Genomic DNA, 26548 nt, shown 5'->3' with positions numbered 1-26548 from the left:
GGATTCAGCTGTCGGTTTCCCCACCGGGACGGTCAACACCTTGTCGCAGAGAGGCGTCGATGAAGGGGTCAAGTGCGCCATCCATCACAGCTTGAACGTCGTTGGTTTCTTCGCTGGTGCGCAGGTCCTTGACCATTTGATAGGGATGAAAAACGTAATTGCGGATCTGGTTTCCCCAGGCCGCCTCCACAATGTCGCCGCGAATGTCAGCGATTTCAGCGGCCCGTTGCTCCTGGGCGATCACCAGAAGCTTGGCTTTCAGAAGGGCCATGGCCTTTTCCTTGTTCTGCAGCTGCGAGCGTTCCTGCGTGCAGCGCACGGCCAGTCCGGTCGGCACATGAAGGATGCGCACCGCAGTCTCCACTTTGTTGACGTTCTGGCCACCGGCACCACCGGATCGACTGGTGGTGACTTCCAGGTCCTTCTCAGGGATGTCGATATCGACCTCCTCATCGAGCTTCGGCATCACCTCCACACCGGCGAAACTTGTCTGTCGCTTGTCGTTGGCATTGAAGGGTGAGATCCGCACGAGCCGATGGGTGCCCTTTTCATTGCGCAGGTATCCGTAGGCGTAGCGGCCCTCAACTTCAATGGAGGCGCTCTTGATACCGGCCTCCTCTCCTTCCGAGAGTTCGTTGACGCTGACCCGCATGCCGCGATCCTCCGCCCAGCGGGTGTACATGCGCAGCAGCATCTGGGCCCAGTCCTGGGCATCCGTTCCGCCGGCGCCGGCGTTGATCGTCAGCACGGCGCCCTCCTTGTCGTAAGTGCCGCTGAGCAGCCGCTCGAGCTCCCATCGATCAAGACCCTGACGCAGCTGGGTCAGGCCCTGCTGGGCTTCCCCGAGCATCTCTTCATCGGCTTCAAGCTCATAGAGCTCGAGAGTGGCCTGGGCATCGTCGATCGACCCCTGCCATTGCGCCAGCTGCTGCAGTTGTGCCTTGACCTCGTCAAGGCGACGCATCTGCTTCTGGGCATTTTGCTGATCGTCCCAGAAATCCGGTTGAGCAGCGAGTTGTTCGAGGTCTTGCTGGCGTGCCTTCAGTGCAGGAACGTCAAAGACAGTCCTGGGCATTGCCCAGGCGGTCAGTGAGCTCGGAGAGATCGCGTTTGAAGTCGGTGAGATCCAGCAAGATCTGAGATCTGAACAGGGATCGACGCTATCAGCGCGTCGGAGCTGCATAAGATCCAGCAAACAGCACCTCCTCCTATGGCCAAGGTCGAGATCTACACCTGGCGCACCTGTCCCTTCTGTGTTCGCGCCAAGAGTCTTCTGGACAGTAAGGGGGTGAGTTACACCGAATACGCCATCGATGGCGATAGCGCTGCCCGTGACGCGATGGCTGAGCGCAGTGGAGGCCGTCGCAGTGTGCCCGAGATCTTCATCGATGATCAGCACATTGGTGGTTGCGATGAACTTCACGCCCTCAACAGAGCCGGTGATCTGGATCCGCTCCTTTCCGCCTGAGGATGCGCCAGCTCTTTGTCCTTGATCCGCTCCGGCAGATCAACCCGGAGAAGGATTCGTCCGCCGCTTTGATGCAGGCCGCACACCGGGCCGGTGATGAGCTCTGGGCTTGTACGCCGTCGGATCTGATCGCCCGCGGTGAGGAGCCGCTGGCGATGGCAACTCCCGTCACGCCGGATCCATGGATCACAACCGGGCCCTGTGAGCGGCTGCTGCTCACCGGTTTTGATGCGATCTGGATGCGTAAGGATCCGCCGGTTGATGAGGCTTACCTGTACGCCACCCATCTGCTGGAAGTGGCGGAGAGAGCGGGGGTTCTGGTGCTGAACCGTCCGAGTGCCCTGCGGGCCTGGAATGAAAAGCTCGGGGCGTTGCGTTTCTCCCGCTGGATGGCCCCGACGCTGGTGGCTGGCCGGGTTCAGGAGTTGGCTGATTTCGCACATGAACAGGGGGAAGTGGTGTTGAAGCCCCTGGGCGGTCGTGCTGGTCTCGGTGTTGTTCGTGTTGCCGCAGAGGCGCCTGGTCTCAAGGCTCTGCTGGAGCTTGTGACGGAACAGGAGCGTCTTCCGGTGATGGCTCAGCGCTTTTTGCCGGCGGTGAAGGAAGGTGATAAGCGCATCCTGCTGGTCGACGGCGAACCGCTGGGCGCCATCAACCGGCGGCCAAGTGGTGGGGAGTTCCGTAGCAACCTCGCTGTGGGTGGTGAGGCCGAAGCCACGGAGCTGAGTGATCGGGAACGCCTGATCTGTTCGGCTCTCGCTCCGGCGCTGCGGACGGAAGGGTTGTTCTTTGTTGGGATCGACGTCATTGATGGAATGCTCAGCGAGATCAATGTCACCAGTCCCACGGGGGTTCGGGAGGTGGAACGGCTGATGCAGCAGCCTCTTGCGGATCAGACGATCGAACGTCTGCATCGCGCTTTCTGAGCGACTTATGGGGCTGCGCAGGTTGAGAGCCTCGCCAGACTGGACGGGCTTTTGGAGCGACTGAATGCGCCGTTGGTCTTGGACAACATCAGAGGCCTGCCGGGCAGTCGCATTGCTCAGCGGGGTCCTGCTGACGATGCCAGTCACCCTGACGCCGCCTGCCGCTGCAGAGGAGCCGCCGCTGATTCCCCGCCAGGTGCTGTTCGGCAACCCGGAGATTGCGGCTGTTGATCTCAGCCCTGATGGCAAGCGCCTGGTGTTCCTGGCTCCTTACGAAGGAGTGCTCAACCTCTGGGTGCGGGATCTCGAGGGTCGTTCTCCGGCACGTTTGCTGACCCGCGCCAGCCGGCGACCTCATGACCCAGCCAGCTGGACCGCGGATGGCCGTTATCTGATTTCCAGCCGCGATGGCGATGGTGACGAGAACACGGTGCTGGTGCGCATTGATCCCATCACTGGGGAGAGTGTTGATCTGACACCGCCGAAAGGTGTCCAGGCCGCGCTGGTGGCCGCTGACCGCGATGTGCCAGACGAGCTTGTGGTGGGGCTCAACGATCGTGACCCCCGTTACCACGACCTCTACGTCCTTAGCCTCAGCACCGGGGCCATGCGGTTGCTCTACACGGTGGCGGACGGTCGTCCCGTCAGCGTCATGCATGTCAATGGCGACTGGCATCCCTACCTACGGGGCGAGCCCCTGCCGGATGGTGGCAGTGCCTATGAGCTGCGTCTTCCCGGTGAGACGGAATGGCGGCCCTTCCAGCGCTTTGACTTCAGAGACTCCCGCGTGTCCGGCCCGATCGGGTTCACCCGTGATGGACGGTGGCTGTATGGGGCTCTCACCACTGACGAGGATCTCCCCCGGATCGTCCGTTGGAGCCGGGATCAGTTAGCCCGTTGCGGCACTGATTGTCGCCCTGAGCTTGTGCATCGCTCCAGCGCCGGTGCCGTGGGCTTTGCAGTGAGCGACATAGAAACCGGTACGCCGATGGTGCTGGTGGAGACCGACCTTCGCAGCCGGCGGGTTGTTCTGGATGACACGGTTCAGCCTGATCTGGATGCCTTACAGCGCCTCGCTGGTGATGCCAGTTTCTCAATTCTCGATCGCGACCGGAGTGATCGGCTTTGGCTTGTGGCGATCAGTTCCTCTGACCGAAGTGCCGAGTATTGGCTCTGGGATCGCGAGCGTCGAACATCGCGCAAATTGTTCGCGATTCAGCCAAAGCTTGACCAATACGCCCTGGTTCCAATGGAGAGCCTGGATCTGAAGGCTCGAGATGGTCGACGACTGCCGGCCTATCTCACCCGCACAGCGATGCCGGCTGAGGGACCCCAACCCCTTGTGCTGCTTGTGCACGGCGGTCCCCAGGCCCGGGATTTCTGGGGATACGATCCGCTGCATCAGCTTCTGGCCAATCGTGGATATCACGCCCTGAGCGTGAACTACCGCGGTTCCACCGGTTTCGGCAAAGCCCATCTCCTGGCCGGTGAAGGTGAGTGGTACGGCGCTATGCAGGACGATCTTGTCGATGCTGTGCAATGGGCGGTTGATGCGGGCATCGCTGATCCGGATCGTCTGGTGATCATGGGGGCCTCCTACGGAGGTTATGCAGCACTCGCGGGCCTCACCCGTGATCCCGAGCTTTTTGCTGCCGCCATCTCGGAGGTCGGACCGTCCAATCTGCGAACCATGCTGGCGTCATTGCCTCCGTACTGGGCAGCAGGCCGCGCCATGTTCGAGCGGATGATCGGTGTGGGTCAGGTGGATCTTGATGCGATCTCCCCGATCAATCACGTTGAGCGCATTCAACGGCCGCTTTTGCTGGGCCATGGCGCCAATGATCCACGGGTGAAGCTGCAGGAGAGCGAAGCCATCGCAGCTGCCATGGCGAGGCGAGAGTTGCCGATCGATTTCGTTGTCTTCCCCGACGAAGGCCATGGGCTGGCCAACCCTCGCAATGCGCTGGCGATGGTGGCGCTGGTGGAAGCCTTCCTTCAGCAGCATGTGGGTGGACGTGCCGAACCGTTCGGAACGGCGATCAGCGATTCGTCACTTGAGTGGCGCTTGCGCTCACTGCCAAAGCGCTGAGCGCAGCTCCAGTTGATTGGCCAGCACCGCCAGTTTCAAGCCCACTTCCTGCAGTTCCCGCTCGGCGATTGAGCCGCGCACCAGACCAGCACCCGCTGTGAGATCCAGCCGGTGTCCCCGGGCATGGCCGCATCGAATGGCAACCCGTAATTCCGCGTCTCCAGCACTGTCTATCCATCCGATCGGTGCGGCATAGCCGCCGCGTTCAAACGGCTCCAGGGCCCGCAGCCATGCCATGGCTTCCCGCCTCGGCAAGCCCGCGACCGCTGGAGTGGGGTGCAGTTCCTCAGCCAGTGCCAGCGCCGATCGTCCGGCAGCATCTGCGGTGATCGGTGTGTGCAAGTGGGTCAGGAGACCGTGGCGCGCCAGTTGTGGCTGAGGTCGATGCCAGGGGTTCAGGCCCATTTGCTGCAGGCGGCCCGTAATGGTTTCCACCACCAGTTCGTGCTCGCGCCGATCCTTGTCTGAGCGGAGCAGCTGGCTGCCGTCATCCCCTCGCCCTGCTGTGCCAGCCAGGGCATCGATGCGGAGGTTGTCACCCCGCAGGCAGAGCAATCGTTCCGGCGAGGCCCCGAAGAAGGCGTCACCTTTCTGGCGCTGCCAGAGGAATCGGCAGCTGCCGGCCTGTTGATGTCTCAGTCGCTGGAGCAAAGGCAGGGTGTCGAGAGGTTCCTCCAGATCGATGGTTTGCCGAACGGCCAGAACGAGCTTGTGCAGCTCCGCTTCATTAACCAGCTCGAGGGCTCGGTCCAGGGCCTGGCGGTAGCGGTCTTGCCAGGGTTTTGCCGCTAGGCGGCCAGGAATTGGAATGGGCGCGCTCGTCTGCAGCGGCGGGCCGCCGGGGGGTGCCTCGAGTTCTCGGGTTTTCAGCCACAACTGTTCCGCGAGTTCCCTCGCGTCGGCAATGTCGCTGACGGTTCCGTTGATGCGCAGCCAGCCACGTTGCCCCTGTCGGCTGAGCTGCCACCGCGGCAGGACGGCCTGCACGGACGGCACCGAGCTGGGCAGAGGATCGCGTTCGTCGCTCTGCTCGAAGAAGCTGAAGGCCAGCAACACCTTTGCCCGCGCCTGGGGGTGTGTCGCTGGTGTGGCATCGATGAGCCGACCCAGCGTCACGTCGCAAAAGCGCTGAGCCAGCTCGAAACGTCTTAACCCCGCCAGCTCCAGATGCTGGCAACGCCCACTGGCCGCCAGGGAAAGCCCAGGTGCACAGTCCCACAGGAAACGGAACGCGTCCGTGTTGGCCAGATGCGGCAGGGCCGGCAGGGGATCGATTCCTTCAATCGGCAGCGCAAGGCTGAGCAGACTGTCTTCACAGCTGCGTTGTTCCCAGCCGCTGCGTGCGGCATCGAGCAAGGTGCTGAAACGGTGGTCAGCCGTCATCCGCGGGGAAAGCCGTGCGGGTGGACTGCTCAAATGTATGGGTCCTGACCCTGCTTGAAGGGCTCTAGTCCATGTCAGAGCGTCAGGCTGTCGCAACCCGTTACGACCAGCGCCGCAAACTTTGGCGTGCAGCCATCAAGTGGCCGATGTATTCCGTGGCCGTGATGCCGGCGCTTCTGGCCAGCGGCTGGCGCATTGGTTCAGCAGAGCCGATGCGCCTGGATCAGTTGCTCGGATTCCTGCTGGCGGCTGTTTTGCTCCTGCTCTGGGAGAACCTCAGTAACGATCTCTTCGATGCTGAGACCGGGGTGGACCTGGTGGGGAAACCCCATTCGCTGGTGAATCTGACCGGTCGTCGCGATGGATTGACCCTGCTGGCGAATGCCGTGCTGCTGCTGGGTCTGTTGCTGATGGCCTGGCTGACTTGGCGCAGCCAGCCCGCGGTTTTGCCGCTGGTGCTCGCTTGTTGCGGCATCGGTTACATCTATCAAGGTCCCCCTTTCCGACTCAGTTATCTCGGGCTTGGGGAGCCGCTCTGCTGGCTGGCGTTCGGCCCGCTGGCCACTGCTGCGTCCCTGCTGGTTTTGGGACCCCAAGGTGAGGCCCAGATTCCCTGGCAGACAGCCCTCCAACTTGGTGCCGGTCCCGCTTTGGCGACGAGCCTGGTGTTGTTCTGTTCGCACTTTCATCAGGTCGAAGAGGACGCTGCCCATGGCAAGCGTTCACCGGTGGTGCGTTTTGGAACGGCCCGTTCCGCGGCGCTGATTCCCGTCTGGATCACCGTGACGCTGCTGTTGGAATCGCTGCCGGTGCTTCTGGGGGAGTGGCCAGTCACAGCCCTTCTTGCTTGGCTCGGACTTCCGGCCGGTGTGGCCCTCAGTCGCCTGCTGCTGGACCATCACGATCAGCCTCTGCGGATCGGCGGCAGCAAATTTTTAGCCCTGCGTTTTCAGGCATGGAACGGACTGGGCCTCAGCATCGGACTGGCCATGGGGGCGCTGCGGTCCTAACCATGAAGGGATGGACCTCCAGCTGCAGATCCGACCGTTCCGGTTCGCGCTGATCCGGCCGCTTCGAACGGCAGCAGGGGTTCTGCAGGATCGATGTGGTTGGTTGCTGCGGTTGGAGGCGACGACGGGTGCGACCGGCTGGGGGGAGGTGGCTCCACTGGATCAGAGTCATTTGCCGCACTGTCAGCAACAGCTGGCTGCTTTGCCGTCGTGCTTGCCGCGGGAGCGCCTTGAAACGTTGCTGCCGCAGCTACCGGGTGCTCTTGGCTTCGGTCTCGGATCCGCTCTGGCGGAACTGGACGGGCTCGTGGGATCCCGCTCGCATGGCTGGTTGTCCGCCCCCAACGGCGCCCAGCTGCTCCCCGCTGGTGGACTGATGCTCTCCCAACTGGATCGTTTGCTGGAGCAGCGCGGCCGACGGCGGGCGATGACCTTCAAGTGGAAGGTGGCTGCTGAAGCCGATCGACTCGAGCGTCGCTGGCTGGAGCAATTGATGCAGCGATTGCCGTCGACGGCACGTCTCCGCCTTGACGCCAACGGCGGCTGGGACCGTTCGACGGCGAAAGCCTGGATGCAGGCTCTGGCTGGTGATCCGCGGTTCGCCTGGTTGGAGCAGCCGTTGCCCCCCGAGGATCATGAGGGGCTGGAAGCCCTGGCAGAGCAGGGTCCTGTCGCTCTCGATGAATCTCTGCATGTTGATCCGCGGTTGAGGGATCGCTGGGCCGGTTGGCAGGTCCGTCGCCCGGCCTTGGAGGGGGACCCCCGTCCGTTGTTGCGCCAGCTTCAGGAGGGTGTGCCGTGGCGCATGGTCAGCACTGCATTCGAAAGTGGGATCGGCAGGCGCTGGCTGAACCATCTGGCCGCACTTCAGATGACGGGGCCGACCCCTGCAGCTCCTGGTCTGGCGCCGGGCTGGTGTCCTTCCGGTCCGCTGTTCAGTGCCGATCCCAGCCAGGTTTGGGCGGCGGCTGAGGCCTGATGTCCCTCTCCAGGTTGGTGTGCGATCCGGCATTCCCACAGCGCAGTGCAGCCGCGTTGGAGAAGGCACTGGAGAGATCCGGATGGGTGCAGCTCGTGGGTTCGTCGGCCTCGATGGACTCGCCCGATCAGGGCGAGTTGCCCCAAGGCTCCGGCGTGCTGGTTTCGTCCGGGGGCAGCAGCGGTGAGCGCCGTCTTTGTGCTCAGCCAGCCAGTCATCTCGATCGCTCCGCCACCGCGACCGGGGACTGGCTGCGCTCGATCGGACTGGTCCCGGAGCAGACGTGTCTGTTCAACCCCCTCCCGTTTCATCACATGAGTGGCTTGATGCCCTGGTGGCGAAGCCGCTGTTGGGGAACGACCCATGTCTGGCTGCCGCCGGCACAACTCAAGGAGCCATCGACCCTGCTGGACAGCTGTCCGTCCCGGGCGAACCCTGATGAGCAGCCTTGGCTGCTCTCCCTTGTGCCCACCCAGTTGGTCCGGTTGCTGGCAGACGAAAGGGGTTTGCTTTGGTTGCAGCGCTTTGCCCTGATCTGGGTTGGTGGCGCGGCTCTGCCGATGGCTGCTGCCGATCAGGCCCGTCAAGCTGGCATTCGACTCGCACCTTGCTACGGGGCCACCGAAACCGCGGCCATGGTGTCGGCATTGCCGCCCCAGCGTTTTCTGGCTGGAGAGCACGGTTGCGGGGATGCCCTGAACGATGTGGAGCTGAGGCTGCTGCCGGATGGAGCGTTGGGGGTGCGTACGCCTCGCCTGGCGATTGGACGTTGGTCACCGTTGCGCGAGCCCGGGTTCAGCAGCCTTTGTGACGACGATGGCTGGTGGCGATCCGGAGACGCTGCTGATCTCAGCGCGGGCCTTTGCATCCTGGGGCGTCTTGACGGTGCCGTTCACTCCGGAGGGGAGACGGTGTTTCCCGAACAGCTGGAGGCCCGTCTGCTGCAAGCGGCTGCAGAGGCGCATCTTCCAGTGCAAGCACTGCTGCTGCTGGGGGTGGAGGATCCTGAGTGGGGGGAGCGGTTGGTGGCTCTGGTTCGTTCGTCGGATCCATCCGTGCTGCCGGCGCTTCAGCAGCTCACCCTTGGGTGGCCGGCGGCGGATCGACCGCGACGCTGGTTGCAATGCCCCGAACTGGAACCGTCTGCAGCTGGCAAATGGCAACGCCAGCGCTGGCGTGATTGGCTCAGAGCTCTCTGAGTTGTCCCAGGCCAGAGGCCTCCAGCCAGCGATCCACGCTTTCCGGGAGATGGCAGCGACGCTTGCTTGCAATATCAATCGCCAGGTGACGGATCAAACCCCGGGCCACGATCGTCTCCGGTTGTTTCAGCAAAAAGGTGCTGCGTAGCTCGAACCTGCCTGGATCAAGCCGTTCCGGTTCGAGCTTCACGATCAGCTCATCACCTCCATGCACGGGTTTAAGAAAATCCGCCTCGCAGTGAATCACCGGTAAGGCGATCGTCGGTTCGCCCTCAGAACCCCGACCACCCGGAAAAACTGCGGCTGCCGCGACGCCGTAGCGCTGGAGGCTTTCTTCCCATGCCTCATGGCACCAGCGCAAGAGCTGGTGAAAGTGCATCACGCCGGCGGCATCGGTGTCACCGAACCGGACACAACGGTTGAGTTCGAGCCAGTTCGGCTGATTGTTTGATCGGCCTTGGGGAACGCTGGACATTGTGAGTTCGTGACCAGAGGCGTGGCCTGGTGTATGGATCAGATTCCCATGGAGCTGTTCGCAATGATCTGAACAATCAATACCGCTTGCTGGTATGCCATCCCGTTGTTCGATTGAACAACAACTGGCTGATCGCCGCCCAGGTGATCAACGGGCTGAAGAGGGTGAAAAAACTGACATAGAGAACGTATGCCCATAGTCCGGGCATGCTTTGGTCATCCAGTTGAAATGTTATTGCGGTTGCGGCTAGATCAGCCGCGAAGCAGCCAATCATCAGCGTTGTAAGGGGTAAGAAGGCATCGGAAATGTCTTGGCTCAATGCCAGAACTGTGATCACTGGCGTCAAGGCTGAAATCGTATTCATCACACCCATATCGATGTAAAAGAACGTGGTTGCTGGAGAGGCCAGCAGCAAACGAGAGTGCTTGATCAGGCACTCCAATTGCCCGACGCGCCAACGCAACCGTTGGCGAAGGAGATCGATCAGGGTGTGGGGACCTTCTGTTACCCCAATGCAATTGGCTTGAAAGGTCAGGAGATGACCTTGCCTGAGAAGTTGCATCGTGGCGTCAGCATCTTCCGCCAGAGTGCTCGCAGAGAAACCTCCAATCGCTGCAAGGGCTTGATGGCGAAAGGCGCTCATCGCTCCAGGAAGAATCAGAATCGATCTCAACAGGCTTTGTGCGCGCTTGCTGCTGTTGAGCACTTTTGTGTATTCGATCCTCTGAACCATGCCAAGTGGTTCATGGGGATGACGAACATGAAGATTGGCGGTTGTGCCAGAACAATTCTTCAGATGGATCAGAGGGCTTAGAAAGGTATGTAGAGAATTTTTCTCTGAAAAGATTGTGTCGGCGTCCAGAGTCACAATCAGATCACTAGTTGCCTGGGAAAGGGCGTAATTAAGTGCTGCAGTTTTTCCTTTATTGTGCCTTAGTTTGAACACCTTGATTCTGTTTGCGGGATGGCTCGATTGAATGATTCCAGCTTCACGGCTGGTCTCATCTGTTGATCCATCATCAATGACAAGAATTTCTTTGTTGTGATAGCTGCATGCGATGCATGACAGCATGCACCGAGCAATGGTCTGTGCTTCGTTGAGGGCGGGAATCAGAATGCTGACGGATGGATAAGTCGATTCAGGCAGAAATAGAGTTGAAGTGATGAGCCGATTTTTAGTCCTTTGCTTCTGTTCGCGGGCGAGCAGTAAAATAATTATTGTCCTCAGTAGCCAGAGGATCGACCCAAAAATAAGACAATTAATAAGAATAATTTTCAATCCTTATTCTTAAATATAAGGGCTTTTTGAAGAGCAACAATGTTGATGGCTATTCAATTTTATCTTCTGTCTAATTAAGCTATTGATTAGCGGTCGACTGATCCCATGATCACATCGATTGAGCCAAGAATGGCCATAATGTCTGCAACCTTGTGGCCCTTGAGGATATGTGGAAGGATCTGAAGATTGTTGCTGTCAGCGGCTCGTATCTTGAAACGCCAAGGGGTCACATCGTTGTTGCCCTGAATGAAGATGCCGATCTCTCCTTTGCCTGATTCCAGCCGCGTATAAAGCTCTCCATCGGGAATCTTGAACGTAGGAGCCACTTTCTTGGCAACGTATTGATAGTCAAAGCCTGCAGCTTCACTGCCTTTGCCTTCGTTGAGACGTTTGGCTTCTAGATTTTCAGTGGGCCCCCCGGGAATCATGTCGCATGCCTGGCGCAGGATTTTCACCGACTGACGCATTTCCTCGATGCGCACCCTGTAACGGGCGTAGCAATCACCTTCTGTCGCCGTAGCGACATCCCAATCGAAGTCGTCGTAGCACTCGTAATGATCAACTTTGCGTAGATCCCAGGGGACCCCAGAGGCCCGAAGCATCGGACCGGACAGACTCCAGTTGATGGCGTCCTGCTTAACAATCGTGCCAAGACCCTCAATCCTGCGACGGAAGATCGGGTTGTTGGTAATCAACTTTTCGTACTCATCAATTTTTGGGCCAAACCAATCGCAGAAGTCCCGACATTTCTCAAGCCAACCCCAGGGCAGATCTGCTGCGACCCCGCCGATTCTGAAGTAGTTGTTGTTGATCAGGCGCTGACCCGTGGCGGCTTCCCAGAGGTCATAGATCATCTCCCGTTCCCGGAAGATGTAGAAGAAAGGGGTCTGGGCACCAACGTCCGCAAGAAACGGGCCGAGCCACAGCAGATGGTTGGCAATCCGGTTGAGCTCCAGCATCAGAACGCGGATGTAACTGGCCCGCTTCGGCACCGGGATGTCCGCCAGTCGTTCGGGCGCATTGACCACGACCGCTTCGTAAAACATGCCGGCCGCATAATCCATGCGACTCACGTAGGGCACGAACATCACGTTCGTCCGGTTCTCGGCGATCTTCTCCATGCCGCGATGGAGATACCCGATCACCGGTTCGCAATCGACAACGTCTTCTCCATCCAGAGTCACCACCAGCCTCAGCACTCCGTGCATGGAGGGGTGATGGGGGCCGAAGTTGACCACCATCGGCTCCGTACGCGTTTCCAGCTGCGTCATGGGACCGATGGGCTCAGCGATGAACCAATCTTAAGGAGTCCACCCCAGGCAGCTGTTGTCGATCTCGTCTGAGTTCTGTCACTTGTCGGTGCTGGCGAACGTCGTCTTGCAGGCTGCCGAGGCTTTGCCGAGCCAGGATGGAGTCCTCATCGACGCCACCCTCGGAGGAGGAGGCCACAGCGCCTTACTGCTGGAACGTCATCCCCAGCTGAGGTTGGTGGGGCTTGATCAGGATCCAGCCGCACGAGCTGCGGCCGTGGATCGCTTGGCGCCGTTTTCGGATCGGATTCAGATCACGGCAACGAATTTTGCTGATTTCACCCCGAATGAACCGGCTGTGATGGTTCTTGTGGATCTTGGGGTGAGCAGCCCTCAACTGGATCAGGCTGAACGTGGCTTCAGCTTTCGGCTGGATGGTCCCCTGGACATGCGCATGAACCCAGCTGGAGGGGGCGAAACCGCTGGCGAACTGATTGAGCGGCTGGAGGAGTCAGCTCTCGCCGATTTGATTTATGGCTATGGCGAGGAGAGGCTGTCGCGCCGAATCGCTCGACGCATCAAATCTGATCTGGCCTTCCAGGGTTCCTATGCCGGAACGGCAGACCTCGCCTATGCCGTTGCCGGTTGCTATCCACCGAAGGCTCGACGTGGACGGATCCACCCGGCAACGCGGACGTTTCAAGCGCTGCGCATTGCCGTCAACAGGGAACTGGAGGTGCTGGAGCGTCTGCTGCAGCGCGCTCCGGATTGGCTGGGGCCCCATGGGCTGCTGGGGATCATCAGTTTCCACTCACTGGAGGACCGTCGGGTAAAGCAGGCCTTTGTTGAGGATCAGCGCCTGGAGCGCATCACGCGTAAGCCACTGGTCGCCTCTGAAGAGGAGCAACAGAGCAATCCGCGCAGTCGCAGTGCGAAATGGCGGCTTGCACGGCGCAGGCCAGATGACGCCTGAACTGATTTGGTGGCTGGCGCTCGGCCTGCAGCTTCTGGCTGTTCCCGGAGTCATCGTGCCCGTGTTGCCAGGGTTGCTCTGGCTCCCTTTGGGCGCTGGCCTCTGGTGCCTTCAGGTGGGGTGGAGTGCCGGATGGCCTTCCTTGTTGCTGGCGCTTCTGATCTTCGGCCTGGGATTGATGGCCGACGTTCTGGCGGTGAGTCTGGCGACGGCGAATCAGCAGGCAAGTCGCTGGGCGCTGCTGGGTGCCGGTGTAGGCGTGTTGATCGGAGTGTTCTCAGGTGGCCTGGGACTACTTCTGGCTCCCTGGCTTGGCGCAGCCCTCGTGGAAGCCTGGTCCCTGCGTTCCCGGGCTCCGGATCTGGCCTGGGCCGCCAGATTGAATCAGGCGGCCAGGGTGGGTTTGGCCGTGGTGGTGGCCTTGCTGGTGAGCCAGGTCGCTCAGGTGCTGCTGGCCTTGATCGGGGTCACAGGATTCGTGATTCTCACTTTCAGTTGATTGATCACTGTCCGTTGAGCAGTCCGGCCTGATCCTCTGTCCCGAACAGTTGGCGGTAGGCCGCGCCGCTGATGCAGAACGTCAGCGGAACGGCAGCCAGCAGACCAACCAGAACCAGGACGAAGCCGATGAACAGGATCAGCGTTTCCAGGATCAGCAGACCCAGCACCTGCCACCACTGGCCGTCCACCACAGCACGTCCACGCTGGATGGTGCTGATCGGTCCACGTCCTTCCAGCAGTGCGATGAATCCAAGGAAGGCTTGGTTGACCTGGAGGTAGAAGAGCAGCACCCCTCCGATCAGAAAAGACAGACCGGCCAACGGGCTTGTCACCAGGCGCTCACCGAGCATCGAGCTGGATGACAGAAGCTCCTCTGTCATCAGCTCCTCATCGGGGGTCAGCGCGACGAGTTTGTCGACCAGCTCCACAAGCATCGCTGGCCCACCGGACGCGACGAAAGCGAGGCTGATCATCACCAGCACGATCAGGCTGATCAGCAGACCCAGCACCAGTTGGCGCGTGAACAGGCGCAGGACAGCCCGTCCGTCCCAGCCCGTCAGATCGGCGAACCGCAGTGTGCGGCCCTCAAGTGCGATCCAGGAGCCTCGGATCAGTCCCACGCCTCCCCAGAGATTGATGACGATCGACGCCACCCAGCCAATGCCTGGAATCAGCGTTGCCAGCTGGGACAGAATCCCCGTCAGGACGATGAAGCCGACGAACGGCCAGGGTGCGCGACAGAACGCCTGCCACCCGTCTCGGATCGCAAGGCCAACATCCAGTGAAGGTGCTGATGTGGCGGTCATTGCAGGGGATCAATCAGCTGGAAATTAGTGAGTTCAGGGACTCAGCGCATGGATGGCCGATGTGATCAGTTGGATTGCTTCATCGATCTCGCCGGCCGTGGTCGTCCGTCCAAGGCTGAGGCGCAGAGACGCTTCTGCGTCCTTAGTGGAGCGGCCAATCGCTCTTAGGACATGGGATGGTTCTCCACGGCTGCAGGCAGAGCCGCTGCTGCATTGCAGTTGAGGTCGCAGGGCGCGATGCAGGCGGCTGCCGTTGATGCCAGGCGCCGTGATGTTGAGGTTGTGCGGCAAACGTGGCTCGAGGGGGCCGTTCAGTTGAATCTGCGGAAGGTTCTGCTTCAAGCCTGCCCAGAGTCGATCACGCAGGCCGCGCAGTCGCACAGCACGGGACTCCTGATCGGCCAGAGCCAGGCGGGCGGCCGCTGCAAAGCCCACAACCAAGGGTGTCGGCACCGTTCCAGCACGCAGATCTTGCTCCTGTCCTCCCCCCCACTGCAGCGGGGTGAGGCTGATGCCGTCCTTGACGATCAGGGCGCCGATGCCTTTGGGGCCATACAGCTTGTGGGCGCTCAGGCTCACCAGGTCCAGTCCCAGGGCATCCGGTTGCAGGGGAATGTGCCCAAAGGCCTGGGCCGCATCGCAGTGAAAGGCAATGTTGTTGGCCTGGCAGATCGCCGCTAGAGCGCTGAGCGGCTGCAGAACGCCGATTTCATTGTTGGCTGCCATCACGCTCACGAGGATCGTGTCGCTGCTGACCGCGTCCTCGAGCTGTTTCGGGTCGAGGAGTCCATCGCGCCCGGGCTGTAGCAGGCTGACGCTGAACCCCTCGCGTTCCAGTTGCCGCAGCGGATCGAGCACGGCGTGATGTTCGCTGGCAACGCTGATCAGATGGCCACGGCCACAGGCACGAGCCCGGCCGAGCAATGCCAGGTTGTTGGCCTCTGTGGCTCCACTGGTGAAAACGATCCGCTCCGGAGTGATCGCCAGGCATTCCGCCAGCTGTTTGCGCGCCACGCTGACGGCGGCGGAGGCGGTCAGACCCAGCCGATGCTGCCGGCTGGAGGGGGTTCCCCAGTGATCGCTCCAGTAGGGCGCCATCGCCTCAACCACCTCCTCAGCGCAGGGGGTGGTCGCCTGGTAATCGAAAGCGAGGGGTGCGCGAGTCAGTTCACAGGAGATGTTCTTGCCACCATGGTGCGAAGGTTTCTGCACAGATGCGAATGCGCTCCCTGAGGTCCAACCTGCTGATGGCCGCGGTTGCCGTGCTTCCGGTGGTGTTGAACGCTGATCCTCTGCAGGCGATTGATCGCAAGGACGTTCTTGAGCAGATGCGGAATTCCAGGCCCAGCGATCTGCAGATCCTGATTGAGAAACCGGATGCGGGAGGGAATCTGGTCATCGGCATCTATGCCATCAAGCGAGGGAAAACGGATCCGGACTTGCGCAGTTATCAGATCTGGGAAGAGTCTCCGGCAGATCTCAACATCTACTCAGAGTCGGTGAGCTGCAGTCTTCAATCCCCTCTGCGGGTGAAACGCACGCTCAACGCTGTTTATGTGAACACCGTGAATCCCGGCGGCTCGGTGAATGCGTCCAACCGCGAGGATCACCTCGTCTGGTGGGCAGCCTGTGTACCGGAGATGGCAGGAACCGATCCAGCCACGTTGCGTGAAAAAGCCTTGTCGTTGGGCTACAGCACCCTGATTCCCGAACGCCAGGAGCTGTTACCCGCACTGGCTCCCTGAGTCTGCCCTGCATACATTGCGGCCAGAGCGACTGCAGCGATGAGCGACGCGCCGATTCCAACAACAGACGAACAGGAAGCACCGGCTCCCCGATTGCTGCTTGTCGATGACGAACCTGGGCTGCGCACAGCAGTGCAGGCTTATCTGGAAGACGAAGGCTTTGAAGTCACCACAGCGGTTGATGGTGAGGAGGGTTTTGTCAAAGCCCAGCAGATGCTGCCCGATCTCGTGATCAGCGATGTGATGATGCCGCGCCTGGATGGCTATGGCCTGCTCAAGAAGTTGAGAGCGGATGAACGGCTCGGTGGCACGCCGGTGATCTTCCTCACCGCCAAAGGCATGACGGCGGACCGCACCCAGGGCTACCTCGCTGGCGTTGACGACTACATCCCCAAGCCGTTCGATCCCGATGAGCTGGTGGCAAGAGTGCGCAATGTGGCTCAGCGCCAGCAGCGCTTACTGCAGGAAGCGGCCCGTTTCGCTGACACGGATATGGGTCAGATGGCGAAGCAGATCACTGAAATCCGCTCACTCCTGGCCCAGGCCGAAGCCCTGCCCTCCAAGGAGCCGGTGGTGCACAGCTTCACGCCGCGGGAGGCCAGTGTCCTGCAGCTGGTGGCCGAAGGGTTGATGAACAAGGAGATCGCCCGTCAGCTGGAGACGTCGATCCGCAATGTGGAGAAATACGTGAGCCGCTTGTTCAACAAAACCGGCACCTCCAGCCGCACGGAGCTGGTGCGCTACGCCCTTGAACACCGTCTGGTGACTTGAAAACGGGCTGGCGTGAGGCGGCCCTGAATCAGGGCTGGACCTATCACGACAGGGTGCCAACGGCTGAGGCTGACATCGTCTTGAGCGACTGGCTGGCCAGCCGTTATCGCCACTCCCCTGCGGAGTTGTGGCTTGAGCGGATCGTCAACGGTGAGCTGGATTGCGATGGCCAGCGCCTTGAGGTTGATCGGTTGTTGCGAGGGGGTGAATCGATTCTCTGGCGGCGTGCTCCCTGGTTGGAGCCGGCCATTCCCGATCAGTGGGAGACGATTCACGACGATGGCGACCTGCTCGTGATCAACAAGCCCTCGGGTTTGCCGGTGATGCCGGGGGGTGGCTTTCTGCGCCACACGCTCACGTCACTGTTGGAGCCGGTGGGTGCGCAGCCCGTGCACCGTCTGGGGCGCTTCACCTCAGGGCTACAGCTCTGTGCGCGGCAAGCGAAAACGCGGGCAGCACTGTCGCGGCTTTTCCGGCCGGAGGGGAATTGCTGCAAGGTCTATCAGGCCTGGACCCAGCGGGTTGTGGGGCTCGAACCGGGCAACACGCTTGTGGTGGAAACAGATGTTGTCGAGCGGCAGCATCCACTGCTGGGCTGGATCTGGGGGCCGGAACCCATGACGGCAGAGGCGATTCGGAAGCGGCTCTCTGCCCGATCCGAATTGAGGTTGCTGGAGAGGAGCGCTGATGGTGATCGTTTGAAGGTGACGATCACCACGGGACGACCTCATCAAATTCGTATTCATCTGGCCCAGCTGGGCAGCCCTTTGCTCGGCGATCCGTTGTATTTGCTCAACCAGGGGATTTCAACAACAGCAACACCCGGTGATGGGGGGTATCGGTTGCATGCCTGGCGGTTTGAGGGGGCTGGCCTCACATTGGCTTGCCCTCCACCGGTTGGTTTCAGCCCGTTTGTTTGGCCTGCTTCGTCGTTGAACGTGTGCGGGGTGGATTGAACATTGTCGAACTCAGAGACAGCTGGACCTGATTCATTCCTCCCTTGCAATATCAAACGGTCGCATTGAATGTTGATGTCAAATATGCGGATTGCATTCAGAGACTTTCGGGGACACAAAATGGCATATCTTCAGAAGCAGCATCAAGGTCATCTTCATGTGCCATCAACATTGCTTTATAGAGGTGCAAGCTGTTCCCACCTTTCACAAAGGGCTTCAGGGTGTCCAGTTTATCTGCAGATTTGAGCAGGATGTGTTTCACGTCATTAGCCCCCAATGATGGTTTTGCACTCCAGATCATTGCCGCAGATCCAGACACCATGGGGGCGGCCAAAAACGGGCGGTCTACTCGTCGAATTGGACGCGGATTTGCTTTTGCATGATGCGAATATTTTTCTTGTTTGATCCATGGCTGTCATGTCACGTCAAGATATAATTGCAAAGACAATTTTTGTCTCTTGATATCAAATGTGTGCTCTGGATTGTTCGAACGTGTTGATTGAGCTCGCGCTTCAGGCTTTGCGGAACTCGATCAGGCGGGAGAAATAAAAGGGTGCTTTGTTCAGGCTGCGGCGCACCAGCTTGAAGCCGCAGGCTTCGGCGGCGCTCACAATGCCTTCTTCCTTGAGTGTGTAGGCCCGGGTGGTCTTGCTGGGGCCTGGAAAGAGCTGGCCGATGCCCTTCAGCAGCGCCAGCAGCGGCGTGTAGGGCGCAAAGCTCACGATCAGACGCTCTTCGGTGAGACCACAGAGGTGTTTCACCATCTCCTCGGCCGGTTGCTGGGGGTAATGAATGAACACGTCCAGGCAGCACACCGTGTGGAACGAGCCGCTCAGGCTTTCCAGGTCGCTGGCGAAGAAGTTCAATTTCGACATGTCGAGGCCAGCCTCGCGGGCCCGGCGCTCCGCCTCCTGGGCCATGGCTTCGGAAATATCGCTGGCACTGACTGATCCAGCGCCCATGGCAGCCAGCGGCAGGCTGAGGCTGCCAACACCGCAGCCGGCATCGCAGAAGCTCACCTCGTTGAGTTCATCGCTCTCTTTGATCCAGGCCAGCACTTCATCCACGGTCTTCTGATGACCGATACGGATGTTGCGCTGAACCTTGTTCACATCGTCGCTTTCGCTGTAGATGCGGTTCCAGCGATCAAAGCCGGTGGTTTCGAAGTAGCCCTTCACCTCCTGTTTCTCAGCCTGTTTCTGCTCAAGCAGCTGATCAGAGGCCATGGGGGGTGGATTTGGGTCGGCGGGATCCTAAACAGCGCTCTGCCAGGTCAAGTTGCCAGAGCTGCTCTGTGACCAGCGCAGCAGCGAGTTCAGCGACTGGCCGATCAGGCTGTCGCGCAAGCCGTTCGCCAGGCCGATCGTCTGTCTTGGGGCGACCGTGGCACTCCAGATGGCTGCGCCGGGGCGATCACTCCAGCTGGCCAGCCGCTTCACGCCTTCGAGCAGCGGCAGCGTCACCCCCGCAAGGGTTCCATCCTCCAGGCGGCAGGTGCCGTTCTGCACCAGCAGCACCCGTTCGTCCCAGCGGTGTTCGCCATCCGCCAGGCCGTAAGGGGCCAGGGCATCGCTCACCAGCACGATCTGCTCCGGTGCAAGGCGCTGCAGCAGCACAGCCATCGTGGGTGCCACATGCACGCCATCGGCGATTAGCCCGAGGGCAATCCCACCTCGGCGGCAGGCTTCTCCCAAAGGTCCCGGCGCTCTGTGGTGAAGACCGGGCATCGCGTTGAAGGCATGGGTGATCATTCCCACTCCTTGCGAGAAGGCTCTATTGGCCTCATCTGCCTTGGCAGCGCTGTGTCCCAGCGCCACCAGCACACTGTGGTCCTGCAGCTCAGCGATCACCGCATCGGCGCCCTCCAGCTCTGGAGCCAGGGTCATCAGGGCGATCTCCTCTTCAAAGCCTCTGATGCGTTTCCTCAGTGCCGGGAGGCTCGGTTCGGCCAGATGCGCCAGCGGATGTGCGCCGCGACGGGCTTCTGCCAGAAATGGACCTTCCAGATGGGCTCCCAGCAAGCGACAGCGACCGGCCTGATGCTGAGTTCTGGCCAGATGCAGGACGCTGAGTGCTTCCCGCAGTGGCTCGAGCGCACAGGTCACCAACGTTGGTGCGATGGCTTCAACACCATCCGCCCACAGCCGATCGAGCAGCTCGATCAGGCGCGGCAGATCGTTGCTCTTCAGTTCCGGAAAGGCCAGGCCCAGCCCGCCATTGATTTGCAGATCGATCCCGCGCGGGCTGACCCAGTCACCGTCCCAGGACTCACCAGCAAGTGATTCGTCGCCTGCGGTCGGCTCGATGTCGATGATGATCCCGCGGCTGTTCAGTTGCAGCCAGTGGAGTGAATCGGATGCCCCTGGCTCGGGGGCCGGCAGACGCACATCGGTGATCCGTCGCATCGGGTCTGGCCGCGTTGGCCTGGTGCGGGACGATGACAGTCTCGCTGGAACCTGTCATGACCAGAGCCGCGATGACCTCAGCATCGGTTCGTGTGGCCGTGGTGATGGGCAGCGATTCCGATCTGCCAACCATGGAGCCTGCTGCAGCAATCTTGCGGGATCTCGGCGTTGCGGTGGAGGTACGCGTCCTCTCAGCCCACCGCACCCCTCTTGAGATGGTGGCCTTCGCGGAACAGGCCAGAGATCAAGGAATCCGCGTGATCATTGCCGGCGCTGGCGGTGCTGCTCATCTACCGGGCATGGTTGCCGCCCTCACCACCTTGCCGGTGATCGGGGTGCCGGTGACGACGAAAGCTTTGTCCGGAGTGGATTCGCTGCACTCGATCGTGCAGATGCCTGGGGGCATCCCTGTTGCGACAGTCGCCATTGGTGGAGGTCTGAATGCAGGGCTGCTGGCGGCGCAGATCCTGGCGACCAGCGATCAGGAGCTCGCCATGCGGCTGGCGCAACACCGCAGGAGCCTTCACGATGCAGTCGTCGCCAAGGATTCCCGCCTGGTGGAGCTGGGCAGCACGACCTATCTCGACACCATGACATCGCCTCACCACCGCTCTTGATTCGCTGCTGATGCCGATCTGGCCTTCCTGGCTGCGCCTGGGACTGTTGTTGCCTGTGCTGGGCCTCAACGCCTTCGTGATCAAGCGAGTGCTGGTTCAGTTCGCGCCCTTTCCGGGACTGTTCCTCACCGCTGCTCTGATCGCGTTTCTGCTCGATCTTCCCTGCCGCTGGCTGATCGCGCGCGGCGTGCAGCGCGGGCTGGCGATCGCCTTGGTGGTTCTGCTCACCATCGGTTTGCTGGTGCTGGCAGCTGTTGAGCTGGTGCCGCTGCTTGTGGAACAGCTCAGCCAGTTGATCAGTGCCTCACCAGCCCTGCTCAGCGCCGCAGAACAGCTGGTGAACAAGGGGCAGGACTGGGCCGTGAATCATGGCTTGCCCACCGATTTTGCTGACCTCAGCAGTGATCTGATCACCCAGTTCAGCCGAGTGGCAACCCAGATCAGTCAGCGACTTCTTGGCATCCTCGGTGCCACCGTCGGAACAACGATCAATCTGGTGATTGTTCTTGTCCTGGCCGTTTTTCTGCTGCTGGGTGGCGACTCGATCACGGCTGGCCTGGCGCTCTGGTTGCCCCTGCGTTGGCGTGGGCTGGTTACCAACACCCTGGATCGCACGTTTCGTGGTTATTTCGCCGGCCAGGTGCTCCTGGCTCTGATCCTCAGTGGAGGTCAGCTGTTGGTCTTCAGCCTGCTGCAGATCCCTTACGGCGTGCTGTTTGCAGTGTTGATCGGATTCACCACTTTGATCCCTTACGCCAGCGCACTGACCATCGTTTTCGTCAGCGCGATCCTTGCGGTTCAGGATCTGCAAACCGGATTCGTCCTGTTAGCAGCCGCCATCACCGTTGGCCAGATTGTGGATCAGGTGATTCAGCCACGCCTGATGGGCAGCATCGTTGGGCTTCAGCCCGCCTGGCTGCTGATCGCATTGCCGCTTGGAGCAAGGTTCGGGGGGATTTTTGGCGTCGGAGATCTTTTGGGCCTGTTGCTGGCCGTCCCGGTGGCGAGCTGCATCAAGACCCTGGCCGATGCAGCCCGAGAGGATTTCAGCGAGCAGGAATCACCCCCCGTTCCTCAAGCGCCTTGATCACGGTGTCCACCGAAGCGTCGAGATCCTGATCGCCCGTGTTGACCTTCAGTTCAGGGTTTTCAGGTGCTTCGTAGGGACTCGAGATCCCCGTGAATTCCTTGATGGCACCGCTGCGGGCCTTGGCATACAGCCCTTTCGGATCCCGTGATTCGCAAACGCTCAGATCCGCAGCGCAATGGATTTCGATGAAGTCACCGTCTGCCACCAGAGCCCTGGCCTTGTCACGATCGGCGCGAAACGGGGAGACGAAGGCTGTGAGAACGATCACGCCAGAATCGAGAAACAGCTTGGCCACCTCGCCAATGCGGCGAATGTTCTCCTCCCGGTCGGCATCGGAGAAGCCGAGGTCCTTGCAGAGCCCATGGCGGATGTTGTCGCCATCCAGCACATAGGTGGCTAGTCCGCGTTGGAACAGTGCTGCGTTGACGGCGTTGGCCAGGGTGCTTTTGCCGGAGCCAGACAGTCCCGTGAACCAGAGGATGGCGCTGCGATGACCTCGCTGCTCTGCCCGTGCCACCCGATCGACAGAGGCCTCATGCCAGACGATGTTGGTGGCCTTGGGGGCGGTTGAGGTCATGACCACGGGCGGAAGTGCCCGCCATTGTCACCCAACCCGGTCGATCACCCAACCCGGTCGATCACCCAACCCGGTCGATCACCCACCAGCGCGTTTTGGCCTGTAGCCCTCATCGCTGAGCAGTGACAGTGCCAGATCCACCTGATCGCCCTGTAGTTCGATCACACCGTCTTTGGCACTGCCGCCACTGCCGATCTTGGTCTTCAGCTTTTTCAGCAGGGCCTTCATGCCCGCCACATCCAGTTCCAGACCTCGAATCACGGTCACCGTTTTGCCGCCCTTGCCGCCGCGCGTCGGCTGCACCCTCACCATTTGCTGAGGCTTCGGCGTCGCCGCAGACGTCGGGGCCGGACGTTGCAGACTTTCGTTGCTGGAGAACTCCTGCCAGCCTCCTTTCGGCATCTGCCTGTTGCAATCCTCTCCATCCTCGATGACCGATGTTGTGGCCACTCCCCGCTGGGCAGATTCGAGCCGTGGCCTCGGCCGGGTGATCGAGCTGTTGATCGGGATTGGCCTGTTGCGTCGGCCTTTGTTTTTTCAGGCCCGCCAACTGATCATCCGCACCGCTGAGCGCAACGGCATTCCATGGCGGAAACGGCGCAGCGAACTCCGACTCGCGGCCGAGCCTCTGGTGTGCTCCAGCGCCACCCCCGGGCTGAGTCCGCCTGACTACTACAAGGTGCGATTCCATGCCTATGAGCAGGGCAATCTCTGCTGGCAGGCTGCAGCTGAAGCGGAGCAGGCCACCGATGCGATGGCCCTGCGGGTGTGGCCGGAGGCTGACCACAGCCCCGCACAGGCCCAAAAACGTCTCCGTGATGCCATCCACAACGCTGTGGAGCCGCTGCTGACTGGCCCTTTACAGCGGGTGGTGGACCTGGGTTGTTCCGTTGGCGTCAGCACGCTGGCTCTGACCCATTGGTTGAACCGCCGTGCTGATCAGAACGGGCTGCCCAGGCCTGAGGTGATCGGCCTTGATCTTTCACCGGAGATGCTCGCTGTGGCCAAGGTGAGGGACGCGGGCGGGCTGGTTGCGGAGTGGCGTCACGCTGCAGCTGAGGACACGGCGTTGCAGGCCGGTTCCCTGGATCTGATCAGCCTTCAGTTCGTCTGCCATGAGTTGCCTCAGCAGGCCACCCATGCCGTGCTGGCGGAAGCGGCTCGGTTGCTGCGCCCGGGAGGTGCTCTGGTGATGGTGGATCAGGATCCCGCCTCCTCCGTGCTGCAAAAACTGCCGGCGGCGGTGGCAACCCTGCTCAAGAGCACTGAGCCGTATATCGAGGACTATTTCCGCCTCGACATGCCGCTGGCTCTCAAGCACGCAGGATTTCAGCATTTGCAGGTAAGCGCCTGTGACCCGCGGCATCGCGTGATTGCCTGCTTACGCTAAGCCGACGCTGCTCTTGGCTCAGTGACCAGCACCCTGCCGACCGGCACCAGCCCGGATCCAGTCAGTCTGCAACCGGCAGCGCGTCCAGGCGCCCACGGCCGATTCGGGCGCTACGGCGGGCAATACGTGCCGGAAACCCTGATGCCCGCCCTTGCCGAGCTGGAACAGGCAGCGGCCGAGGCCTGGAAAGACCCTGGTTTCACAGCAGAGCTTGACCATCTGCTCAGAAACTATGTGGGACGAGCCACGCCTCTGTACGAGGCGGAACGGCTCACAGCTCACTTCCGCCGGGCCGATGGGGGCCCGCGCATCTGGCTGAAGCGTGAGGATCTCAATCACACCGGTGCCCACAAGATCAACAACGCCCTCGGCCAGGCGTTGCTGGCCCTGCGCATGGGCAAGAAGCGGATCATCGCCGAGACCGGCGCCGGCCAGCACGGCGTCGCTACCGCCACCGTCTGCGCTCGATTCGGTCTGGAGTGCGTGATCTACATGGGTGCAGAGGACATGCGCCGTCAGGCCCTCAATGTGTTTCGGATGCGGTTGCTCGGGGCGACGGTGCAGCCTGTCACCGCTGGCACGGCAACCCTCAAGGACGCCACCAGCGAGGCGATCCGCGACTGGGTCACCAATGTTGAGAGCACCCACTACATCCTCGGCTCGGTGGCCGGTCCCCACCCCTACCCAATGCTGGTGCGTGACTTTCACGCGGTGATTGGTCAGGAAACGAAACAGCAGTGCCAAGAGGCGTTCGGACGCTTGCCGGATGTGTTGCTGGCTTGCGTTGGCGGTGGATCCAACGCCATGGGCCTGTTCCATCCCTTCGTCCAGGACACCGACGTTCGTTTGATTGGCGTTGAGGCCGCGGGTGATGGGGTGGACACCGGTCGCCATGCAGCCACCATCACGGAGGGGCGTGTCGGCGTTCTGCATGGCGCCATGAGCCTGTTGCTCCAGGACGGTGATGGACAGGTCCAGGAAGCACATTCCATCAGCGCCGGACTGGATTACCCGGGTGTTGGCCCCGAGCACAGTTACCTCCGCGAGATCGGGCGCGCTGAATACTCTGCCGTGACGGACCAGCAAGCCCTTGATGCGCTGAGGAAGGTCAGTGAGCTCGAGGGAATCATCCCTGCCCTTGAGACGGCCCACGCATTCGCCTGGCTCGAAACCCTCTGTCCCAGCCTTCCTGATGGGAGCGAGATCGTGATCAACTGTTCCGGCCGGGGTGACAAGGACGTCAACACCGTCGCTGACAAGCTCGGCGACCAGCTCTGAGGGGCCAACGGTCTTTGCCTGCTTCTCAGCCGAGCAGTATTTCCAGGTGTCTGGCCACCCGTTGCACGGCGGCTCGGGCCGTGGCGTAAGCCATGCGCATCGGTCCGATCAGAGCGACCTGTCCAATCCCGTCGCTGCCGCAGCGGTAGGGAGCCTGCACAACGGCGCAGGGCTGCATGGCGGTTTGGGGATGTTCATCGCCGATCCAGACCCTGGCCTGCTGCCCTGCCCCAACAAGCGCGCCCGGGCGTTCATCGATCAACTCCATCAGGGGCCTGAGCTCCTGAACCGTCTGAAATTCAGGCTCGGCCAACAAACGCGATAGGCCGTGCACCACGGTGGGTTGCTCCGTATTCGTCACCGAGCTGGATTGATCGAGGGCGCTGCGCAGCACATCCCCACTTCTCTGCAGGTGGGGAGGCAGTGAATTCCAGTTCAGGCCACCGTCGGCGAGTTGCTGATCGATCCAGCGCTCCACCGCTTTGAGTTCGTCTTCGGCGCCATGGGGGAGACGAAGGTTGAGATGGCTCGCGCGTCCGCTGTCCTCAACCAGCATCACCAGCAGGCGATCGCCACTGGAAACAAGTCGGATCGCTTCCAGCTGAGCCTGGGTGCCTCCCGGCCGCGTGATCAAACTCATCAGGCCGGTGAAATCGGTGAGTCGCCGCGCCAGCTGCAGAAGCAGATCATCCAGCGCTGCCCAGCGCAGGCTGAGGCCTGTGAGCTCCCGTTCGAGATGTTGCACGGCAACGCCGGGTTCAGGCAGCAGGCAATCCACGTAATGGCGGTAGCCCAGTGGGCTCGGGACTCGCCCCGCTGATGTATGAGGTTGCGTGAGCAGTCCCCGCTGCTCCAGGGCACCCATCGCGGAACGAACCGTCGCTGAGCTTGCCTTCAGCCCGAAGCGCTGAACCAGGGTGCGACTGCCCACGGGTTCGATCGTGTCCACGTAGTGATGCACGGTGGCCTGCAGCACCTCTTGTTGTCTTGTAGACAGGGGCTTCATCAGTACCGGGGAACTGCGGGATCGACCTGGAGACTCCAGGCATCAATTCCACCCTCAAGATTCCACACCTCCAGTGCGCCATTCTGTGCAAGCAGCCACAGTCCGAAATGTCGGCTGCGGATTCCGGCATGGCACAGCACCACCACCGCCCGGTCGGTCTGCAGTTCGCCCAGAACCGTATCCATCCAGTCGCTGGAGCGACTCAGAGGCAGATGCAGAACGTCTCCCGGGAAGGGTGCAACCTCTAATTCGCTGTCCTCCCGTACGTCGATGAGCCGGGGTGGCATGCCTTCCGCCTCGAGCCAGCGATGCAGCTCAGGAGCTGAGATCGAGCGTGGATCCGTGCTGTGCATGGCGCCATTCTGCGGCGATGGA

29 protein-coding genes are annotated in these 26548 nt (G+C 61.1%); 15 read left to right on the top strand and 14 right to left on the bottom strand.

The window, feature by feature from the left end; translation table 11 throughout:
- Window positions 1-4: 4 nt before the first annotated feature.
- Window positions 5-1133 (bottom strand): peptide chain release factor 2 gene (gene prfB, locus SYN9616_RS0110335; protein WP_156918760.1). Its coding sequence is split into 2 segments (ribosomal slippage): window positions 5-1057 and window positions 1059-1133, totalling 1128 coding nucleotides; the frame shifts between segments, so codons are not numbered across the junction.
- 77 nt (window positions 1134-1210) lie between these two features.
- Here prfB and grxC point away from each other — a divergent pair.
- The 3 genes from grxC to SYN9616_RS0110320 all read left to right on the top strand — a co-directional run bounded on the left by grxC (window position 1211) and on the right by SYN9616_RS0110320 (window position 4483).
- Window positions 1211-1468, top strand: a complete 258-nt coding sequence (gene grxC / locus SYN9616_RS0110330; protein WP_028953013.1) for a glutaredoxin 3 — start codon at window positions 1211-1213, stop codon at window positions 1466-1468.
- A 2-nt stretch (window positions 1469-1470) separates the two neighbouring features.
- The gene (gshB, locus tag SYN9616_RS0110325; RefSeq protein WP_028953012.1) at window positions 1471-2394 is read left to right on the top strand and encodes a glutathione synthase; all 924 of its coding nucleotides are present in this window, start codon (window positions 1471-1473) and stop codon (window positions 2392-2394) included.
- Window positions 2395-2458: 64 nt separating this feature from the next.
- Complete coding sequence (locus tag SYN9616_RS0110320) at window positions 2459-4483, top strand: S9 family peptidase (protein ID WP_051411009.1); 2025 nt, start codon at window positions 2459-2461, stop codon at window positions 4481-4483.
- Here the strand turns inward: SYN9616_RS0110320 and SYN9616_RS0110315 are convergent.
- Window positions 4466-5866 (bottom strand): isochorismate synthase MenF, encoded by a 1401-nt coding sequence (locus SYN9616_RS0110315; RefSeq protein ID WP_028953010.1) that lies wholly within the window; start codon window positions 5864-5866, stop codon window positions 4466-4468. The genes SYN9616_RS0110320 and SYN9616_RS0110315 overlap by 18 nt on opposite strands.
- A 71-nt stretch (window positions 5867-5937) precedes the next feature.
- On the opposite strand from SYN9616_RS0110315, the gene menA reads away from it, so the two are divergent.
- The 3 genes from menA to SYN9616_RS0110300 are packed head-to-tail and all read left to right on the top strand — an operon-like array spanning window position 5938 to window position 9054.
- Window positions 5938-6876 carry a 2-carboxy-1,4-naphthoquinone phytyltransferase gene (gene menA, locus SYN9616_RS0110310; protein ID WP_028953009.1) on the top strand — a complete coding sequence of 313 codons (939 nt, stop codon included), beginning with the start codon at window positions 5938-5940 and terminating at the stop codon, window positions 6874-6876.
- 10 nt (window positions 6877-6886) lie between these two features.
- On the top strand, window positions 6887-7855 hold the full coding sequence (gene menC / locus SYN9616_RS0110305) for an o-succinylbenzoate synthase (protein WP_028953008.1): 969 nt from the start codon (window positions 6887-6889) through the stop codon (window positions 7853-7855).
- Entirely contained in the window at window positions 7855-9054 is a 1200-nt protein-coding gene (locus SYN9616_RS0110300; protein ID WP_037990946.1) for an AMP-binding protein, read from the top strand. The genes menC and SYN9616_RS0110300 overlap by 1 nt, the downstream gene beginning before the upstream one ends.
- Here the strand turns inward: SYN9616_RS0110300 and SYN9616_RS0110295 are convergent.
- From SYN9616_RS0110295 to SYN9616_RS0110285, 3 genes are all read right to left on the bottom strand, one after another.
- On the bottom strand, window positions 9041-9529 hold the full coding sequence (locus SYN9616_RS0110295) for a thioesterase family protein (protein WP_028953006.1): 489 nt from the start codon (window positions 9527-9529) through the stop codon (window positions 9041-9043). The genes SYN9616_RS0110300 and SYN9616_RS0110295 overlap by 14 nt on opposite strands.
- A 76-nt stretch (window positions 9530-9605) precedes the next feature.
- The gene (locus tag SYN9616_RS0110290) at window positions 9606-10808 is read right to left on the bottom strand and encodes a glycosyltransferase family 2 protein (RefSeq protein WP_071991448.1); all 1203 of its coding nucleotides are present in this window, start codon (window positions 10806-10808) and stop codon (window positions 9606-9608) included.
- An 86-nt stretch (window positions 10809-10894) separates the two neighbouring features.
- Window positions 10895-12079, bottom strand: a complete 1185-nt coding sequence (locus tag SYN9616_RS0110285; protein WP_028953004.1) for an NAD(P)H-quinone oxidoreductase subunit H — start codon at window positions 12077-12079, stop codon at window positions 10895-10897.
- Between the two features lie 52 nt (window positions 12080-12131).
- Here SYN9616_RS0110285 and rsmH point away from each other — a divergent pair, with 52 nt between their 5' ends.
- Window positions 12132-13031 (top strand): 16S rRNA (cytosine(1402)-N(4))-methyltransferase RsmH, encoded by a 900-nt coding sequence (rsmH, locus tag SYN9616_RS0110280; RefSeq protein ID WP_037990945.1) that lies wholly within the window; start codon window positions 12132-12134, stop codon window positions 13029-13031.
- A complete protein-coding gene (locus tag SYN9616_RS0110275; protein ID WP_028953002.1) occupies window positions 13021-13530 on the top strand; it encodes a DUF456 family protein in 510 nt (169 codons plus the stop codon). The genes rsmH and SYN9616_RS0110275 overlap by 11 nt, the downstream gene beginning before the upstream one ends.
- Window positions 13531-13534: 4 nt before the next feature.
- Here the strand turns inward: SYN9616_RS0110275 and SYN9616_RS0110270 are convergent, their stop codons facing one another.
- Together SYN9616_RS0110270 and SYN9616_RS0110265 are read right to left on the bottom strand one after the other, a co-directional pair.
- Window positions 13535-14338: a hypothetical protein gene (locus SYN9616_RS0110270; RefSeq protein WP_028953001.1), complete on the bottom strand. Its 804-nt coding sequence runs from the start codon at window positions 14336-14338 to the stop codon at window positions 13535-13537.
- A 33-nt stretch (window positions 14339-14371) separates the two neighbouring features.
- A complete protein-coding gene (locus tag SYN9616_RS0110265) occupies window positions 14372-15550 on the bottom strand; it encodes a cysteine desulfurase family protein (RefSeq protein WP_255326795.1) in 1179 nt (392 codons plus the stop codon).
- A 35-nt stretch (window positions 15551-15585) separates the two neighbouring features.
- Between SYN9616_RS0110265 and SYN9616_RS0110260 the strand changes: the two genes are divergently transcribed.
- From SYN9616_RS0110260 to SYN9616_RS15675, 3 genes are read left to right on the top strand one after another with little or no spacing between them, the layout of a single operon-like run.
- Window positions 15586-16083: a hypothetical protein gene (locus SYN9616_RS0110260; protein ID WP_369791943.1), complete on the top strand. Its 498-nt coding sequence runs from the start codon at window positions 15586-15588 to the stop codon at window positions 16081-16083.
- 39 nt (window positions 16084-16122) lie between these two features.
- Window positions 16123-16854, top strand: a complete 732-nt coding sequence (locus tag SYN9616_RS0110255; RefSeq protein WP_028952998.1) for a response regulator transcription factor — start codon at window positions 16123-16125, stop codon at window positions 16852-16854.
- Entirely contained in the window at window positions 16851-17810 is a 960-nt protein-coding gene (locus SYN9616_RS15675; RefSeq protein WP_084218339.1) for an RNA pseudouridine synthase, read from the top strand. The genes SYN9616_RS0110255 and SYN9616_RS15675 overlap by 4 nt, the downstream gene beginning before the upstream one ends.
- Before the next feature lie 97 nt (window positions 17811-17907).
- On the opposite strand, the gene SYN9616_RS0110245 is transcribed toward SYN9616_RS15675, so the two are convergent.
- The 3 genes from SYN9616_RS0110245 to SYN9616_RS0110235 all read right to left on the bottom strand — a co-directional run bounded on the left by SYN9616_RS0110245 (window position 17908) and on the right by SYN9616_RS0110235 (window position 20215).
- A complete protein-coding gene (locus SYN9616_RS0110245) occupies window positions 17908-18144 on the bottom strand; it encodes a S8 family serine peptidase (protein WP_156918759.1) in 237 nt (78 codons plus the stop codon).
- A gap of 178 nt (window positions 18145-18322) precedes the next feature.
- Window positions 18323-19036 (bottom strand): magnesium protoporphyrin IX methyltransferase, encoded by a 714-nt coding sequence (bchM, locus tag SYN9616_RS0110240; RefSeq protein ID WP_028952996.1) that lies wholly within the window; start codon window positions 19034-19036, stop codon window positions 18323-18325.
- Between the two features lie 27 nt (window positions 19037-19063).
- Window positions 19064-20215 (bottom strand): N-acetylglucosamine-6-phosphate deacetylase, encoded by a 1152-nt coding sequence (locus SYN9616_RS0110235; RefSeq protein WP_028952995.1) that lies wholly within the window; start codon window positions 20213-20215, stop codon window positions 19064-19066.
- Window positions 20216-20271: 56 nt separating this feature from the next.
- Between SYN9616_RS0110235 and purE the strand changes: the two genes are divergently transcribed.
- Window positions 20272-20832: a 5-(carboxyamino)imidazole ribonucleotide mutase gene (gene purE / locus SYN9616_RS0110230; protein ID WP_232200318.1), complete on the top strand. Its 561-nt coding sequence runs from the start codon at window positions 20272-20274 to the stop codon at window positions 20830-20832.
- Between the two features lie 10 nt (window positions 20833-20842).
- Window positions 20843-21919, top strand: a complete 1077-nt coding sequence (locus SYN9616_RS0110225; protein ID WP_028952993.1) for an AI-2E family transporter — start codon at window positions 20843-20845, stop codon at window positions 21917-21919.
- On the opposite strand, the gene cysC is transcribed toward SYN9616_RS0110225, so the two are convergent.
- Together cysC and SYN9616_RS0110215 are read right to left on the bottom strand one after the other, a co-directional pair.
- Window positions 21879-22499, bottom strand: coding sequence for an adenylyl-sulfate kinase (gene cysC, locus SYN9616_RS0110220; protein WP_028952992.1), 621 nt, complete (start codon window positions 22497-22499; stop codon window positions 21879-21881). The genes SYN9616_RS0110225 and cysC overlap by 41 nt on opposite strands.
- 78 nt (window positions 22500-22577) lie before the next feature.
- Complete coding sequence (locus SYN9616_RS0110215; RefSeq protein ID WP_028952991.1) at window positions 22578-22901, bottom strand: translation initiation factor; 324 nt, start codon at window positions 22899-22901, stop codon at window positions 22578-22580.
- Between the two features lie 28 nt (window positions 22902-22929).
- On the opposite strand from SYN9616_RS0110215, the gene SYN9616_RS0110210 reads away from it, so the two are divergent.
- On the top strand, window positions 22930-23889 hold the full coding sequence (locus tag SYN9616_RS0110210) for a class I SAM-dependent methyltransferase (protein ID WP_028952990.1): 960 nt from the start codon (window positions 22930-22932) through the stop codon (window positions 23887-23889).
- Between the two features lie 21 nt (window positions 23890-23910).
- Window positions 23911-25167, top strand: a complete 1257-nt coding sequence (gene trpB, locus SYN9616_RS0110205) for a tryptophan synthase subunit beta (RefSeq protein ID WP_028952989.1) — start codon at window positions 23911-23913, stop codon at window positions 25165-25167.
- Window positions 25168-25192: 25 nt separating this feature from the next.
- Here the strand turns inward: trpB and hrcA are convergent, their stop codons facing one another.
- Both hrcA and SYN9616_RS0110195 read right to left on the bottom strand, forming a co-directional pair.
- Window positions 25193-26173: a heat-inducible transcriptional repressor HrcA gene (gene hrcA, locus SYN9616_RS0110200; protein ID WP_028952988.1), complete on the bottom strand. Its 981-nt coding sequence runs from the start codon at window positions 26171-26173 to the stop codon at window positions 25193-25195.
- The gene (locus SYN9616_RS0110195; protein WP_028952987.1) at window positions 26173-26526 is read right to left on the bottom strand and encodes a rhodanese-like domain-containing protein; all 354 of its coding nucleotides are present in this window, start codon (window positions 26524-26526) and stop codon (window positions 26173-26175) included. The genes hrcA and SYN9616_RS0110195 overlap by 1 nt, the downstream gene beginning before the upstream one ends.
- Window positions 26527-26548: the final 22 nt, after the last annotated feature.

Source organism: Synechococcus sp. CC9616 (assembly GCF_000515235.1).
Taxonomy (GTDB): domain Bacteria; phylum Cyanobacteriota; class Cyanobacteriia; order PCC-6307; family Cyanobiaceae; genus Parasynechococcus.
This window is presented reverse-complemented; position numbering and strand designations above follow the sequence as displayed.

What these genes read in the sequence shown, in the direction of transcription:
- cysC (WP_028952992.1), bottom strand. Translation starts at nt 22,499, where the DNA reads ATGACCTCAACCGCCCCCAAGGCCACCAACATCGTCTGGCATGAGGCC.
- grxC (WP_028953013.1), top strand. Translation starts at nt 1,211, where the DNA reads ATGGCCAAGGTCGAGATCTACACCTGGCGCACCTGTCCCTTCTGTGTT.
- SYN9616_RS0110285 (WP_028953004.1), bottom strand. Translation starts at nt 12,079, where the DNA reads ATGACGCAGCTGGAAACGCGTACGGAGCCGATGGTGGTCAACTTCGGC.
- menA (WP_028953009.1), top strand. Translation starts at nt 5,938, where the DNA reads ATGTCAGAGCGTCAGGCTGTCGCAACCCGTTACGACCAGCGCCGCAAA.
- SYN9616_RS0110225 (WP_028952993.1), top strand. Translation starts at nt 20,843, where the DNA reads ATGCCGATCTGGCCTTCCTGGCTGCGCCTGGGACTGTTGTTGCCTGTG.
- purE (WP_232200318.1), top strand. Translation starts at nt 20,272, where the DNA reads ATGACCAGAGCCGCGATGACCTCAGCATCGGTTCGTGTGGCCGTGGTG.
- SYN9616_RS0110300 (WP_037990946.1), top strand. Translation starts at nt 7,855, where the DNA reads ATGTCCCTCTCCAGGTTGGTGTGCGATCCGGCATTCCCACAGCGCAGT.
- SYN9616_RS0110235 (WP_028952995.1), bottom strand. Translation starts at nt 20,215, where the DNA reads ATGCGACGGATCACCGATGTGCGTCTGCCGGCCCCCGAGCCAGGGGCA.
- hrcA (WP_028952988.1), bottom strand. Translation starts at nt 26,173, where the DNA reads ATGAAGCCCCTGTCTACAAGACAACAAGAGGTGCTGCAGGCCACCGTG.
- SYN9616_RS0110295 (WP_028953006.1), bottom strand. Translation starts at nt 9,529, where the DNA reads ATGTCCAGCGTTCCCCAAGGCCGATCAAACAATCAGCCGAACTGGCTC.
- SYN9616_RS0110315 (WP_028953010.1), bottom strand. Translation starts at nt 5,866, where the DNA reads ATGACGGCTGACCACCGTTTCAGCACCTTGCTCGATGCCGCACGCAGC.
- gshB (WP_028953012.1), top strand. Translation starts at nt 1,471, where the DNA reads ATGCGCCAGCTCTTTGTCCTTGATCCGCTCCGGCAGATCAACCCGGAG.
- menC (WP_028953008.1), top strand. Translation starts at nt 6,887, where the DNA reads ATGGACCTCCAGCTGCAGATCCGACCGTTCCGGTTCGCGCTGATCCGG.
- SYN9616_RS0110210 (WP_028952990.1), top strand. Translation starts at nt 22,930, where the DNA reads ATGACCGATGTTGTGGCCACTCCCCGCTGGGCAGATTCGAGCCGTGGC.
- bchM (WP_028952996.1), bottom strand. Translation starts at nt 19,036, where the DNA reads ATGGCCTCTGATCAGCTGCTTGAGCAGAAACAGGCTGAGAAACAGGAG.
- SYN9616_RS0110270 (WP_028953001.1), bottom strand. Translation starts at nt 14,338, where the DNA reads ATGACCGCCACATCAGCACCTTCACTGGATGTTGGCCTTGCGATCCGA.
- SYN9616_RS0110255 (WP_028952998.1), top strand. Translation starts at nt 16,123, where the DNA reads ATGAGCGACGCGCCGATTCCAACAACAGACGAACAGGAAGCACCGGCT.
- SYN9616_RS0110195 (WP_028952987.1), bottom strand. Translation starts at nt 26,526, where the DNA reads ATGCACAGCACGGATCCACGCTCGATCTCAGCTCCTGAGCTGCATCGC.
- SYN9616_RS0110320 (WP_051411009.1), top strand. Translation starts at nt 2,459, where the DNA reads ATGCGCCGTTGGTCTTGGACAACATCAGAGGCCTGCCGGGCAGTCGCA.
- SYN9616_RS0110260 (WP_369791943.1), top strand. Translation starts at nt 15,586, where the DNA reads ATGGCCGCGGTTGCCGTGCTTCCGGTGGTGTTGAACGCTGATCCTCTG.
- SYN9616_RS0110215 (WP_028952991.1), bottom strand. Translation starts at nt 22,901, where the DNA reads ATGCCGAAAGGAGGCTGGCAGGAGTTCTCCAGCAACGAAAGTCTGCAA.
- SYN9616_RS0110275 (WP_028953002.1), top strand. Translation starts at nt 13,021, where the DNA reads ATGACGCCTGAACTGATTTGGTGGCTGGCGCTCGGCCTGCAGCTTCTG.